13 protein-coding genes are annotated in these 14,158 nt (G+C 62.7%); 7 read left to right on the top strand and 6 right to left on the bottom strand.

The window, feature by feature from the left end:
* Positions 1–32 precede the first annotated feature (32 nt).
* Positions 33–1,256 (bottom strand): alpha/beta hydrolase, encoded by a 1,224-nt coding sequence (locus tag AC1Q80_RS13500; protein ID WP_173423948.1) that lies wholly within the window; start codon positions 1,254–1,256, stop codon positions 33–35.
* A gap of 335 nt (positions 1,257–1,591) precedes the next feature.
* On the opposite strand from AC1Q80_RS13500, the gene AC1Q80_RS13495 reads away from it, so the two are divergent.
* The 6 genes from AC1Q80_RS13495 to AC1Q80_RS13470 are packed head-to-tail and all read left to right on the top strand — an operon-like array spanning position 1,592 to position 7,944.
* The gene (locus AC1Q80_RS13495; protein WP_492360721.1) at positions 1,592–2,647 is read left to right on the top strand and encodes a dipeptidase; all 1,056 of its coding nucleotides are present in this window, start codon (positions 1,592–1,594) and stop codon (positions 2,645–2,647) included.
* A gap of 50 nt (positions 2,648–2,697) precedes the next feature.
* A complete protein-coding gene (locus AC1Q80_RS13490) occupies positions 2,698–4,338 on the top strand; it encodes an ABC transporter substrate-binding protein (RefSeq protein WP_209791038.1) in 1,641 nt (546 codons plus the stop codon).
* A gap of 42 nt (positions 4,339–4,380) precedes the next feature.
* Positions 4,381–5,424, top strand: coding sequence for an ABC transporter permease (locus tag AC1Q80_RS13485; RefSeq protein ID WP_112810653.1), 1,044 nt, complete (start codon positions 4,381–4,383; stop codon positions 5,422–5,424).
* Complete coding sequence (gene nikC / locus AC1Q80_RS13480; RefSeq protein ID WP_492360720.1) at positions 5,421–6,353, top strand: nickel transporter permease; 933 nt, start codon at positions 5,421–5,423, stop codon at positions 6,351–6,353. The genes AC1Q80_RS13485 and nikC overlap by 4 nt, the downstream gene beginning before the upstream one ends.
* On the top strand, positions 6,350–7,183 hold the full coding sequence (locus AC1Q80_RS13475) for an ABC transporter ATP-binding protein (protein WP_492360719.1): 834 nt from the start codon (positions 6,350–6,352) through the stop codon (positions 7,181–7,183). Before nikC ends, AC1Q80_RS13475 begins: the two co-directional genes overlap by 4 nt.
* Positions 7,180–7,944, top strand: a complete 765-nt coding sequence (locus AC1Q80_RS13470) for an ABC transporter ATP-binding protein (protein ID WP_492360718.1) — start codon at positions 7,180–7,182, stop codon at positions 7,942–7,944. The genes AC1Q80_RS13475 and AC1Q80_RS13470 overlap by 4 nt, the downstream gene beginning before the upstream one ends.
* Positions 7,945–8,106: 162 nt before the next feature.
* Here AC1Q80_RS13470 and AC1Q80_RS13465 read toward each other — a convergent pair whose 3' ends face one another.
* The 4 genes from AC1Q80_RS13465 to rfbF are packed head-to-tail and all read right to left on the bottom strand — an operon-like array spanning position 8,107 to position 11,960.
* Positions 8,107–8,844: a glycosyltransferase family 2 protein gene (locus AC1Q80_RS13465; RefSeq protein WP_492360717.1), complete on the bottom strand. Its 738-nt coding sequence runs from the start codon at positions 8,842–8,844 to the stop codon at positions 8,107–8,109.
* 47 nt (positions 8,845–8,891) lie between these two features.
* The gene (locus AC1Q80_RS13460; protein WP_492360716.1) at positions 8,892–10,124 is read right to left on the bottom strand and encodes a methyltransferase domain-containing protein; all 1,233 of its coding nucleotides are present in this window, start codon (positions 10,122–10,124) and stop codon (positions 8,892–8,894) included.
* 7 nt (positions 10,125–10,131) lie between these two features.
* Complete coding sequence (gene rfbG, locus AC1Q80_RS13455; protein WP_492360715.1) at positions 10,132–11,196, bottom strand: CDP-glucose 4,6-dehydratase; 1,065 nt, start codon at positions 11,194–11,196, stop codon at positions 10,132–10,134.
* Positions 11,193–11,960 (bottom strand): glucose-1-phosphate cytidylyltransferase, encoded by a 768-nt coding sequence (gene rfbF / locus AC1Q80_RS13450; protein ID WP_492360714.1) that lies wholly within the window; start codon positions 11,958–11,960, stop codon positions 11,193–11,195. The genes rfbG and rfbF overlap by 4 nt, the downstream gene beginning before the upstream one ends.
* A 212-nt stretch (positions 11,961–12,172) precedes the next feature.
* Between rfbF and AC1Q80_RS13445 the strand changes: the two genes are divergently transcribed.
* Positions 12,173–13,024, top strand: a complete 852-nt coding sequence (locus AC1Q80_RS13445) for a glycosyltransferase family 2 protein (protein WP_492360713.1) — start codon at positions 12,173–12,175, stop codon at positions 13,022–13,024.
* Positions 13,025–13,033: 9 nt separating this feature from the next.
* Here the strand turns inward: AC1Q80_RS13445 and AC1Q80_RS13440 are convergent, their stop codons facing one another.
* Entirely contained in the window at positions 13,034–14,143 is a 1,110-nt protein-coding gene (locus AC1Q80_RS13440; RefSeq protein WP_492360712.1) for a DegT/DnrJ/EryC1/StrS family aminotransferase, read from the bottom strand.
* Positions 14,144–14,158: the final 15 nt, after the last annotated feature.

The raw sequence follows: 14,158 nt of genomic DNA, 5'->3' as shown, positions 1-14,158 counted from the left end.
ACCGGGCCTTGACCACGCAACAAGGAGCGATCTCAGGGGGCAACAGTCGAGCCGACGGTGTTTTCCACCGATTGGCCAAGGCGGCGGACCTGATTGCCGTAGTTGGCGCGGGTGCGCGGGTCGAAGATCATGATCGGAGTGGACACAGCGACGCTGGCGGCGCTGCCGACGGTCTGGGCGGTGCCGAGCGTCACGGCGCCGATGCGCTCCCCGAGGCCGACATCGGAATCGGTGACCGTCTGGCCGGCGATCAATCGGTTGCCGAGCAGTTGCACGACTTCAGGGCTTTCGGCGAATTTTCCGTGGTTCAACTTGTCGCCGCCTTTCAGCGCCGTCAGGTCGAGAACGGTGATGCCAGCGGTTTCCAGCTGTGTGCGATAGGGCTCGACCGTAGGGTCGATTTGACCGAGACGGTCGATATTGCCGGAAATCCGGCGGGAGAGGTTGAGCGCACGGTCGTCGCGCGACACGAACAGCGTGAACTTCGGCCGTGCCTTGCCCATCGCCTGGATCTGCTTGCCGAACACGTCGACGTCGAGATCCGGCGAGGCGAGGATGACGTCTGTGATCTTCGGCGCGATGCGGCCATCACGGATCGCCATTTGTCGGAGCGCCTCGACCGTGACCCACGATCCCATCGAGTGGGCCATGACGGTGATTTCGCCGACCTTCGGGTCGCGCGCCGCGCGGTGCAGCAGGTCTTCGAGCGCGTCGCGCGAATAGTTGGTGCTTTCCTTGTCGTAGTTGTAGTCGAAGACGCTTGCGCGCGACGGCCAGGTGAAGATCACCGGCGCGACATCCGTTCCCGAATCGTGGACGATCTGGGCGTAGCGATAGACCGCGTCCTCATAACGGTTGTTGAAGCCGTGGACGAAGATCAGCACGCGCCGGCTTTTCGGCAGGTTGCCCTTCAGCCAGGACTGCGCGTCGTCCTTGCCCTTCAACGGCGTCACACTGACGGTCGAAAACTCGCGTTCGGGATTGGCCGGCAGTTTCTTCGGCCACTGAACCTGACCAACCGTGCGGCTCTTTTCGGGTGGGATCGAGACGACAATTTCGGTAAGCGACAGTTCATCTGAGCGCTCGCCGCTGAAAAGCACGCCGGGCTCGGTCGAGGGCGCGCGGGTGGTGGCGACCAGCAGATCGACTTCCGAGGCGCCGCCGGCCGTTCCCGATGGAACGAGCACGCCGACCGGTCGGCTGGCACAGGCTGCCAGAACGGACGCCAGGAGCAGAACGGTGGCGACGCGGCCCACTTGGCCCGGTCGGCCAGCCCAAGAAAACAAACGCAGCAACAAAACCCCCAATACCGCATCATGCGGCGCGCCGATCCATAACCCCGGATCCGGCCAGTCTCATGCCCTAGAAATGGCAGAATTTCTGCCCTCGGCATAGCTTTTCGGCCTGTTCACGCCCTCTCTGATGGTGCACGTGCGGCAAACATGCAACATTTCGCGACAGCGGGCGTTGGGTAAAACCCCTTGATATCAATTGAAAACGCGCCGGCGTTTCAATAGCATCCGATCTTTCCTCCTTCGGTGCGGCATTGTATGCCTCATCCGATCTCCCTGAAAACATAAGGAAATCCGGAATGCAGGCGGTTTTCGATGGCCATAATGACGTGCTTCTGCGGCTATGGCAGAACGCGCGCAAGGGAAGCGACCCGGTTGGCGAGTTCGTCGGCGGTACCGACAAGGGACATATCGATGCGCCGCGTGCGAAAACAGGCGGCCTGATCGGCGGTCTGTGCGCGATCTACGTTCCCTCGGGCGATCTGGTGCTGGCGGGTCCGGACGCGAATGGCCACTATGCCACACCGCTCTCCGCGCCGCTCGAGCATCTGCCGTCGCTGGGCGTCGCCATCGAGATGGCCGATATCGCCGTCCGTCTCGATCGGGCCGGCGCCTGGAAGCTTTGCCGTTCGACCGCCGAAATCCGCGATGCGGCCGGGCAGGGCACCTTTGCATCCGTGCTGCACATGGAAGGCTGCGAGGCGATCGGTGCCGATCTGTCGTCGCTCGAAACGTTCTATGCCGCCGGCCTGCGTTCGCTCGGACCGGTCTGGAGCCGCCACAACGCCTTTGCCCACGGCGTGCCCTTCGCTTTCCCGATGTCGCCCGATACCGCGCCGGGCCTGACCGAGGCCGGTTTTGAGCTGGTGAAGGCGTGCAACCGCCTGGGCATCCTCATCGATCTCGCCCATATCACCGAAAAAGGGTTCTGGGACGTCGCCAAGACGAGCGACCAGCCGCTGGTCGTCAGCCACTCGAATGCCCATGCGCTGACGGCGGTTGCGCGCAACCTCACCGACAGGCAGCTCGATGCCGTCAGCGAAAGCAAGGGCCTCGTCGGTCTCAACTACGCAACCACGATGCTGCGCGCCGACGCGCAGGAAAACGCCGCGACACCGCTTTCCGACATGGTTCGCCACATCGACTACATGGTCGAGCGGATGGGGATCGACTGCGTCGGGCTCGGTTCCGACTTCGACGGCGCGACGATACCGGAAGATATCGGCGATGCGGCGGGCGGCCAGAAGCTCGTTGCGGCGCTCAAGACCGCCGGATATGGTGACGCCGAACTGGCAAAGATATGCCGGGAGAACTGGCTGAGAGTTCTGGGGCAGGCTTGGCACGAGGCCGCCTGAACCCATGAAGAAGAGCCCCGAAAGGGGTGCAAACGAGGGAACTGCAAAAAATGATGCACAAGCTCAATGGACGTCTTCGTCTTCTGACCGCTTCGGCGGCGCTCGCCATGGTGATGGCCGCGACCGCACCGGCCTTTGCCGAAACGCCAAAGGACACGCTGGTCGAAGCCTTTGCAATCGACGACGTCATCTCCATGGATCCGGGCGAAGCCTTCGAGCTGACCGCGGCCGAAATCACCGGCAACACCTACAGCATGCTGGTTCGCCTCGACATCAACGACACCACCAAGGTTGTCGGTGATCTGGCCGACAGCTGGACCGTGTCTGACGATGGCCTGACCTATACGTTCAAGCTGAAGTCCGGCCTGAAGTTTGCCTCCGGCAATCCGGTGACGGCTGCCGATGTCGCCTGGTCGTTCGAGCGCGCCGTCAAGCTCGACAAGAGCCCCGCCTTCATCCTCACCCAGTTCGGTCTTACCGGCGACAACGTGACGGAAAAGGCCAAGGCCACCGACGACACGACCTTCGTCTTCACCGTCGATCAGCCCTATGCGCCGAGCTTCGTGCTCAACTGCCTGACCGCGACCGTGGGCGCCGTGCTCGACAAGAAGCTGGTGCTTGAAAACGTCAAGCCTGTCACGCCGAGCGACGAGTACAAGTACGACAACGACTTCGGCAATGAATGGCTGAAGACCGGCTATGCCGGCTCGGGCCCGTTCAAGCTGCGCGAATGGCGCGCCAACGAAGTCATCGTTCTCGAGCGCAACGAAAACTACTATGGCGAACAGGCAAAACTTGCCCGCGTCATCTATCGCCACATGAAGGAAAGTTCGGGCCAGCGCCTGGCGCTGGAAGCCGGCGACATCGACGTCGCGCGCAACCTGGAGCCGGGCGATTTCGACGCCGTTGCGAAGAATGGCGACCTTGCCACGACCAATGCGCCGAAGGGCACCGTCTACTACATCAGCCTCAACCAGAAGAACGCCAACCTTGCCAAGCCTGAGGTGCGCGAAGCGTTCAAGTACCTGGTCGACTACGATGCAATCGGCTCGACCCTCATCAAGGGCATCGGCGAAATCCACCAGAGCTTCCTGCCGAAGGGCGTTCTGGGTGCGCTTGACGAGAACCCCTACAAGTTCGACGTCGCCAAGGCGAAGGAACTGCTGGCCAAGGCCGGCCTTGCCGACGGCTTCACCGTCACCATGGACGTGCGCAACGGCCAGCCGGTCACCGGCATTGCCGAATCCTTCCAGCAGACGCTCGGCCAGGCCGGCGTGAAGCTGGAAATCATCCCCGGCGACGGCAAGCAGACGCTGACGAAGTACCGTGCCCGCAACCACGACATGTATATCGGTCAGTGGGGCATGGACTATTTCGACCCGAACTCGAATGCCGAAACCTTCACCGCCAACCCCGACAACTCCGACGAAGGCAAGAACAAGACGCTTGCCTGGCGCAATGCCTGGGACGTTCCGGAACTGACGAAGAAGACCAAGGCTGCCCTGCTCGAGCGTGACAGCGCCAAGCGTGCGGAAACCTACAAGGAACTGCAGAAGACCGTTCTCGGCGAAAGCCCGTTCGTGATCATCTTCCAGCAGACCGAAGTCGCCGGCTACCGCGGCAACGTCAAGGGCCTGAAGCTCGGCCCGAGCTTCGACACCAACTTCGTTGCTGGCATCTCGAAGGAATAACCCGAAAGGATAGTTCCCTTGAGCATGAGCGGAACAGAACGGATGGGCGGGCGCCGACGCGCCCGTCCAGCGAAGATCATGGGTGCCGTCTTGCGGTTCCTGGTGATCGTCGTCACCACCTATCTTGGCCTTCTGGCCGTGACCTTCTTCATCGGCCGGGTGATCCCGATCGACCCGGTGCTCGCCGTCCTCGGCGACCGGGCGCCGACGCATGTCGTCGAAAGGACGCGCGAGGCGATGGGGCTGAACCTGCCCCTCTACCAACAATTCTTCATCTATGTCCGTCAGGCGCTGACCGGCGACTTCGGCATTTCGGTGCTGACGACCAATCCTGTCATGACCGATATCCGTCGTGTCTTCCCGGCGACCATGGAGCTTGCGACGCTCGGCACCCTGATCGGCGCCATCTTCGGCGTGCCGCTCGGCGTTCTCGCCGCCGTCAAGCGCGGCAGCATTGCCGACCAGATCGTGCGCGTCATCGGGCTTGTCGGCTATTCCGTTCCGATCTTCTGGCTGGCGCTCCTGTCGCTGCTGGTGTTCTACGCCCGGCTGAAGTGGGTCGCCTATCCCGGCCGCATCGATATCGTCTTCGAATACACGTTTACGCCGATCACCGGCTTCTACCTGTTCGACGCGCTCTGGCAGCGGCAGTGGGACGTGCTGTGGGATGTTTTCCGCCACATCATCCTGCCGGCATCGCTGCTCGGTTATTTCTCGCTTGCGTATATCAGCCGCATGACGCGCAGCTTCATGCTGAACGAACTGCAGCAGGAATACATCGTTGCCGCCCGCGCCAAGGGGCTTTCGGAAACCCGCATCATCTGGGGCCACGCGCTGCGCAATGCCGCCGTGCCGCTCGTGACCGTGATTGCGCTTTCCTATGCCGGTCTGCTCGAGGGGTCGGTCCTGACCGAAACCGTCTTCGCCTGGCCGGGCCTTGGCCTCTACATCACCAATTCGCTGCAGAATGCCGACATGAATGCCGTTCTCGGTGGCACCATCGTCATCGGTTCGGTCTTCATCGGCATCAATCTCCTGTCCGATCTTCTCTATCGGACGCTTGACCCAAGGACGCGCCAGCGATGAGCACCGTCACAGAAACCCGCCCGATGACGCGCCGCGAATGGCTGTTGTCCGATCGGCCGCAATCGCGCACGCAGGCGCGCCTCGGCCGTGCCTACATGACCTGGCAGCGCTTTTCCGCCAACAAGCTGGCCGTTCTCGGCCTCTTGATCCTGCTGGCGCTGGTGTTCATCGCTGCCTTTGCCAACGTGCTGGCGCCGCACTCGCCCTATATCGGCGATCTCGCCAACGCCCGGCTGCTGCCGCCCGGCACCCCCGGCTACCTGCTCGGCACCGACGATCTCGGTCGTGACATCCTCTCCCGGCTGATCCACGGCTCGCGGCTGACACTTGCGGTCGTGCTGCTCGTCGCAATTATCGCCGCCCCGGTCGGCCTCATCGTCGGCGCGGTCGCGGGCTATGCCGGCGGATGGGTCGATGCGGTGCTGATGCGCATCACCGACATCTTCCTTGCCTTTCCGAAGCTGGTGCTGGCTCTCGCCTTCGTGGCCGCACTTGGTCCCGGCATCGAGAATGCCGTCATCGCCATCGCCATCACCTCCTGGCCGCCCTATGCGCGCATCGCGCGCGCCGAAACGCTGACGGTTCGCAACTCCGACTATATCGCCGCCGTGCAGCTGATGGGCGCGTCGCCGACCCGCATCGTCTTTCGCCATGTGATGCCGATGTGCATGTCGTCCTTGATCGTGCGCGTCACGCTCGACATGGCCGGCATCATCCTGACGGCCGCCGGCCTCGGCTTCCTCGGCCTTGGCGCACAGCCGCCGCTGCCGGAATGGGGCGCGATGATCGCATCCGGTCGCCGCTTCATCCTCGACCAGTGGTGGGTTGCCACCATGCCCGGCATTGCGATCCTGATCGTCAGCCTCGGCTTCAACCTTCTCGGCGACGGTCTGCGCGATGCGCTCGACCCGCGGGAGAGCGGACAATGAGCCCGCTTCTGACGGTTGACGACCTCAAGGTTTCGTTTCCGACCCGCACCGGAGTGGTCGAAGCCGTGCGCGGGGTTTCCTTCAAGCTTGGCCGCGAGCGGCTCGGCATTGTCGGCGAGAGCGGTTCCGGCAAGTCGCAGACCGGCCGGGCGATCATGGGACTGACGCCGGCGCACGCGCGGGTGACGGCCAAGACGCTTTCCTTCGAAGGCATCGACCTGCTTTCGGCAGCGCCGAAGGTAAGGCGGGATCTCCGTGGCAAGCGGATCGCCATGATCCTGCAGGATCCCAAATACTCGCTGAACCCTGTCATGAGCATCGGGCGGCAGATCGTCGAGACGTTGACGCGCCACGAGAGCGTCGGCCGTGCGGAAGCGCGCGAGCGGGCGCTCGACATGCTGGAGGCGGTGCAGATCCGCGATCCCGGCCGCGTCTTCGATCTCTATCCGCACGAAGTTTCCGGCGGCATGGGACAGCGCGCGATGATCGCGATGATGTTGGTGGCGGGACCCGAGCTTTTGATCGCCGACGAACCGACCTCCGCGCTCGACGTGACCGTCCAGCTCGAAGTGCTTGGTATCCTCGACAAACTGGTTTCCGAGCGCGGCATGGGTCTGATCTTCGTCTCGCACGACCTCAGGCTGGTGTCGTCGTTCTGCGACCGCGTCATCGTCATGTATGCCGGCAAGATCGTAGAGGAGCTTGCCGCGTCCGATCTAGCAAACGCCAAACATCCCTATACCCAGGGCCTGTTGAACTGCATGCCGGCGATCGGCTCCGATCGCCACCCGCTGCCCGTTCTCGATCGCAAACCGGAGTGGGCCCTATGACGACCGCCACCGTATCCGCCGAAAATCTCGTCGTGACCTATGACGAGTTCAAGGCACTGGATGATGTCAGCATCGATGTCGCGCCCGGCGAATCCTTCGGGCTCGTCGGCGAGTCCGGCTCCGGAAAGTCGACCCTGCTTCGCGCGATCGCCGGCCTTGCGCCGGTGACGTCAGGCAAGATCCGCGTGCATGATCGGGTCCTCGTCGGAAATCGCCGCGACAAGGCGTTCTATCGCGATGTGCAGATGGTGTTTCAGGACCCCTATGGTTCGCTGCATCCGCGCCAGACGATCGACCGGCAGTTGCTGGAGCCGTTGGCAATTCACGGCGTTGCCGATGGCGAGCGGCGCATCCTGAAGGCGCTCGACGAAGTCGGCCTCGGCTCGGGTTTCCGTTTCCGTTATCCGCATCAGCTTTCCGGCGGCCAGCGCCAGCGCATCGCCATTGCCCGGGCGCTGATCCTCGAGCCATCAATCCTGTTGCTCGACGAGCCGACCTCGGCGCTCGATGCGTCGGTGCAGGCGGAGGTGCTGAACCTGCTCGAGCAGGTCCGGCGCGACCGCAAGCTGACCTTCATCATGGTCAGCCACGATCTCGGTGTCGTCACCCATATGTGCGACCGTCTGGCGGTGATGCAGAACGGCCGCGTGGTCGAGCGGCTGTCGTCGGCTGATCTCGTCTCTGGGCGCATCGGCGAGGAGTATACTCGTAACTTGATGGTGGCCAGCAAGGGCTTCCAGCGCAAGGGTGCCGCTGCCTGACGTAGAGGAGTCAGCCGTCGCGCCCAAGCGGGGTGACGGCTGGTCGATACCCGTGTGTCGCGAGAAACGCGGGCAACGCCGACCACCGGCGCTCCAGACATTCGACTCTGGAACATCTCGCCTGCCTTCGGCACTTTCCGTCGAAAGCGGGATGCTCCGGGTTCAGCTGCCGTTTTCCCAAGTCGAGGTGGAGTTGGTGATCACCTTGCGGATGTTGCGCTGATCGCGCCATTCCCGCCCCATATCGCGAATGACCGGCATTGCCTCCGGCGAGAAGATGTAGTTGCGATAGCTTGCGACGTAGGCTTCCATGGCCGGGTTGACCCCGGAATAGAACTGCTTTTCAGGATCGCGGCTGAGATCCATCAGGCTGGCGCAATGGCGCGCGAAGCTGCCGCGCAGGATCGACGGCGAGGTGGTGAACTTCGGGAAAGTGCGAAACAGCGGGATCTTGATGCCGAGCAGTCGCGCATATTCGTTGCGCTGATGGAAGTGACCCTTGCGGGCAATGTTCCAGTTCTGGTCGGCGGTGTGGAACGACACCTGCATGACGGACGGATCGGCAAAGGGCTCAAACAGTTCCACGCCCATTTCCCGCAGCGAAATCCAGTCGTCTTCGAGATGGAAGACATAGTCCGACGTGCTTGCCGACCATACTCGTCTGACTGCGGCGCAAAAGCCCGGTTGCTCCGGCTCGAAAATCACCGCGTCGGGAAAGTGACTGCGCACGACCTCAATGCAGGCGGCATGGTCGTCGGCGGAGCCGAAGGCCGCATCGAGATTGAGGTAGGCCGACCCCATGTCGAGATGACGCAGCACTTTGTCGCAGAAGCTCGCAAGGGTCTGTGCAAGCAGTTCCGGTCGCCGTGTGGCGACGATGCAAAGGTCAATTCGAGACATTGCTCTTCCTGGTTGATGCGCGGACCGCGGCCACCGATCCGCGGATCCTAGATAATGCGAATTTCCGGGATTGCGACGACGAACTGTCCACCCCAGGCCCGGATCGCCGCATTGTCCGCGACGATCTCGTCAGTCAGATTCCAGGGCAGGATGACCAGATAGTCGGGCTTGGCTGTCTGCAGGTGCGATGGCGCGTGCACCGGGATGTGGGTGCCAGGCAGGAGCTTTCCTTGCTTGAGGTCGTTGCGATCGACCGCAAAGGCAATCTCGCCGGGCTTGACCCCACAGACATTCAGGAAGGTATTGCCCTTCGCGGCGGCGCCGTAAGCGGCCACGCTCTTGCCCTCGGATCTGGCATTCGCAAGAAAGTCACGGAACCCCTGGCAGACCGCGGCAATGCGCGTGTCGAACTTCGCGTAGGTGTCCATGGTCATGAGGCCGGCCGCCTCTTCATTTGCTCGTACCGAAGCGAGCCGCTCTGTCGCCGGCCGCGTGCCGCTCTCAAGCTGGGCGAACACCCGCAGTGACCCACCATGGGTCGGCAGTTCCTCGACGTCGAAGACCTTCAGACCCGACGCCTTGAAGATACGCTCGACGGCGGCCAGCGAGAGATAGGAGTAGTGCTCGTGGTAGATCGTATCGAACTGCAGGCCTGCCATCATCCGCAGCAGGTGGGGGAATTCGAACGTCGCGACGCCTTCGGGCTTCAGGAGAATGGCAAATCCGGCGACGAAATCGGCGATGTCGGGCACATGCGCGAGCACGTTGTTGGCAGCCGTCAGGTCCGCACGGATGCCGCGGGCGACCAGCTCCGTCGCCGTCTTGCGGCCGAAGAAGGCGACCTCGCTCGGCACGCCGCGGTCCATCGCAATCTTTGCAGCATTGGCTGCGGGCTCGATACCGAGGACCGGAACATTCTTGGCGACGAAATACTGCAGCAGGTAGCCGTCATTGGACGCGATCTCGACAACCTGCGAGGCGCTGTCGAGCTTAAACCGTTCGGTCATGGCGTCGGCATAGCGGCGCGCGTGATCGAGCCAGCTGCTGGAAAAGGAGGAGAGATAGGCATACCCGTCGGTGAAGATTTCGTCGGCCGGCACGGTTTCCGTCGTCTGGACGAGCAGGCACTCGGAGCAGACCATCGCCTTCAGCGGAAATGCGCGTTCACGCGCGATCGCTTCTTCCGTCGGCTCCAGAAAGGAGTTGGACCAGGGCGTCGATCCCAGATCGGCAACGACGGTCTGAAGAGGGGTCGAACAGAAGCGGCAATTGTAGGACATATGGTCATCAGCCTTTCATGAATGCGTCGATCTGGCCAAGCGTCAAAGCGCGGGCATCGCTGCCCTTGCGCCAGCCGTCATACCAGTTTGCTGTCCAGGCGATCGCTTCGTCCTGCGACAGCCGTGAGCTCCAGGCAAGCGTTTTTGCCGCGAGGGACGGATCGAGCCCGAGCGTCTGCATTTCCCGCGGCTGGTCGACGGACGAAGTATCGCGCCATTGCAAAGGAAGGCCCATCGCCGTCTGGATTGCCGATGCCACGTCGCGCACCGGGATCTGGCGCTCGGCAGGCGAGGGGCCGAAGTTCAGCGCGTCGACGGTCGTCTCATCGCCATGGAGCGCTTCGGCATAGACGAAATAGCCGTTGAGGCAGTCAAGCACGTGCTGCCAGGGCCTCGTCGCCAGGGGGCTGCGAATGTCGAGCGCCTGGTCGGACAGCGCAGCGCGCACGATGTCGGGAACCAGCCGGTCGGCCGAAAAGTCGCCACCGCCAAGCACGTTGCCGCCACGCGCGGTCGCGACCCGAATGCCGAGCTCGCGCAGGAACGCGTCGCGCCATGTCGAGACAACAAGTTCGCAAGCCGCCTTGGAACCGGAATAGGGGTCGTGGCCGCCCAGCGTCGCGTCCTCGGGAAAGTGCCGGCCGCTTTCGTCGTTGCGGTAGACCTTGTCGGTCGTCACCACGACGATCGCCTTCAATGCCTGGGCTCGGCGCGCGGCCTCAAGCAGGCGCACCGTACCCATGACATTGACCTCGAATGTCTCAGCAGCCGTTTTGTAGCTTTCGCGCACCAGCGGCTGCGCCGCCATGTGCAGGATGATCTCCGGATCGTGCGCCTGAACGGCGGTCGCAAGCGCATCCGTATCGCGGATATCGCCGAGATGCCCGTCGGTCGTGGGCGTTCCAAGCAGCGTGTGCAGCGACGGTTCGCCCAGCGGCGGCAATGCATAGCCGGCGACGTCGGCGCCCATCTGCCGCAGCCATAGCTGCGCCCAGCTTCCCTTGAACCCGGTGTGCCCGGTCAGAAAAACGCGCTTGCCGGCCCAGAATTCCGGGTTTGCAATGCGGCTCATGCCCAGACTTTCCAAGGCGCCGATCCCCGTACCCACAGCTCTTCGAGCTGGTTCTTGTCGCGCAACGTGTCCATCGGCCGCCAGAAGCCGTCATGGGGGAAGGCCATCAACTGGCGGTCGCGTGCAAGCCCTTCCAGCGGCTGGCCCTCGAACGACGTGCTGTCGCCCTCGATGCGGTCGAGAACGCTGCGGTTCAGAACGAAGAACCCGCCATTGATGCGGCCATTGTCGCCGGCCGGCTTCTCCGTGAAGCTGCGCACTTCACCACCCTCGGTCGCCAGGGCACCGTAGCGCCCGGGCGGCACGACACTGGTCACTGTCGCCTCCTTGCCATGACGAAGGTGAAAGTCGGTCAGGGCCTTGATGTCGACATCGGCGACGCCGTCGCCATAGGTCAGGCAGAACGTGTCGCCCAGGTGATCGGCCACACGCTTCAACCGGCCGCCGGTCATCGATTCCGAGCCGGTGTCGACGAGCGTCACGCGCCAGGGTTCGGCCTTGTTCGAATGGAACAGCGTCTCGCCCGTGGCCATGTCGTAGGTTACATCGGACGAATGCAGGACATAGTTGGAGAAGTATTCCTTGATCATGTAGCCGCGATAGCCGAGGCAGATGACGAAGTCCGAGAAGCCGTAATGGCTGTAGATCTTCATGATATGCCAGAGGATCGGCCGTCCGCCGATCTCGATCATCGGCTTCGGCCGCAGATGGCTTTCTTCCGAGATGCGGGTTCCGTAACCACCAGCAAGGATGACGACTTTCATGCGACTGCCTCTAACTGCCCGCGCCTCGACGCGAGGTGTTTCTCCGCACCGATGCCGTTGGCACCGTGTCCGTGGGTGGCTTCCAGCACATTGACAACACAGGCGCCTGAACTAGAACGGTGCACCGTTGTTCGTCGGCGTGGCGGACTGCGTGGAAGCGTCCGGTTCTTCGCACGAATTGGCACTTCAATGCAATTGCCAGGAGAGGCTAGATGGCTCGAGTTAGCATAGGATTGCCAACCTATAACGGCGTGGAATTCATTGCCGAGTGCCTTGATAGCCTGCGCAGCCAGACCTTCGAGGACTTCGAAGTCCTCATTTCCGACAATGGATCGACCGACGGGACGAGCGATATCTGTGCGGATGTCGCCAAGGCCGACGCACGGTTTCGGCATGTGCGCTACCCCGACACGGTTTCTGCGATGGAGAACTTCTTCCGGGTGGAGGCCATGACCGATGCGCCCTATTTTTGCTGGAGGGCAGACGACGATCTGGCCGACCGCAACCACCTTGCGGGCCTCGTCGGCGCTCTGGACCAGGCGCCGGATGCGGCGCTGGCGGTCGCGCCTGTGCTGCGGATCATCGACAACACGGAACGGCTGTTTGAACTTCCCGCTCTTTCGACCGACGAGCGGGCGCAGCGTATCCACGATGTTCTTCTTGGATGCCACCCGAGCTGGGTCTATGGCCTGTGGAGGAGAGATGCGGTCGGTCTGGCCCTGAAACGATTGGCGAATTACGACTTCGCGTGGGCTGCCGATCATCTGATGATGCTGCCGGCGATCTTCGACAACGCGGTGGTCATGTCGCCTGACGGACGTTTCATCCAGCGCATCAAACGGCAAGCCAACTATCATCTGCCGCCGGACAAATTGCTGGCAGCGCGAAAGCAGTACAAGCAGACCGCGCTTGAGATCATCGCCGAGCGGGAGTGGTCTGCGCCCGAGTTGGCAAAGGTAAAACGGGCACTGGACCTGCACCTCGATCGCCGGGTCGCGCCGTTGTTCAAGACCTACAGGCGAGCGTTCAAACAGAAGCTGCGGTCGGCTCTGCCCTTCGGGTGAGCCGTTTCCTCAGGCCGCCATGCAGTCGCGCAGGACCTGTACGACGCGGTCAATCTCGTCATTCGTCATTTCGTGGTAGCTCGGCAGGTTCATCGCCCGGCCGGGAAGATCGTAGGCCACCGTGTTGCCCGGTTGGTCCTTGAACGGCGGAAGCGAGCTCAAAGGCCAGAAGAAGACGCGCGCGTCGATGTTTTCGGCCGCAAAGGCACCTTGCAGCTTCTCGCGCGTTACGCCGGTTTCCGGGGCAAAGACGACCGTCGGCATCCAGAAACCGTTCTTCGTTCCGTCCGGCTCAGGGTTCATGGCAACGGAGTTCATCCCCGAAAGCTGCGCCTTGTAGGCGTAGAAGATCTCCCGCTTGCGATCGACGAGTTCGTTCACACGTTCGATCTGGGCGAGCCCGATTGCCGCCTGCAGGTTAGACATCTTGTATTTGAAGCCGATCTCGTCCGGCCAGAACTGCTTCTTCTGGCCGCGCGCGCGTCCATGGTTGGAAAGCGTCAGGACTCTCTCGTAAAGCTTGTCGTCACTGGTGACGAACATGCCGCCTTCGCCGGTCGTCACAGTCTTGGTGCCGTGGAAGGAGAAGGCGCCGAAGGCGCCAAGCGAGCCTGCCTTTCGCCCCTTCCATTCGGACCCGAGGGCTTCGGCAGCATCCTCCACGATCGGGATGTTGTGGCGCGCGCCGATGGCCAACAGCGCGTCCATGTCGCAGAGGTTGCCGTAGATATGCACCGCCATGATCGCCTTGGTCCGCGGCGTGATCGCAGCCTCCGCCTTTTCGGGGTCGATGCACCAACTGTCGGCGAGCACGTCGACGAAGACGGGTTTGGCGCCGAGATGGACGATGGGTGCCGCAGACGCCGTCCAGTTCGTGTCGGCCAGGATCACTTCGTCGCCGGGCCCGACGCCGAGTGCGGCCAGGCCCATATGCAGGGCCCCGGTGCAGCTCGACGTGGAAATGGCATGGCCGACATCCAGATGGCTCGCAAACGCCGCCTCGAAGCGGTTGACGTAGTCATAGCAGCGGTCGCCCCAGCCGTTCGCGGCGGCATCGGTCGCATAGGCGACTTCGCGCTCGGTGATCGAGGGTTTGGTGTAGAGGATACGGGATTTCATGGCCTGGGCTGCCTG

The sequence above is a fragment of the Ensifer sp. GW823-FHT05D09 genome, from assembly GCF_058795755.1.
The sequence above is the reverse complement of the archived record's forward strand: the minus strand, read 5'-3'. Positions and strand labels throughout refer to the sequence as shown.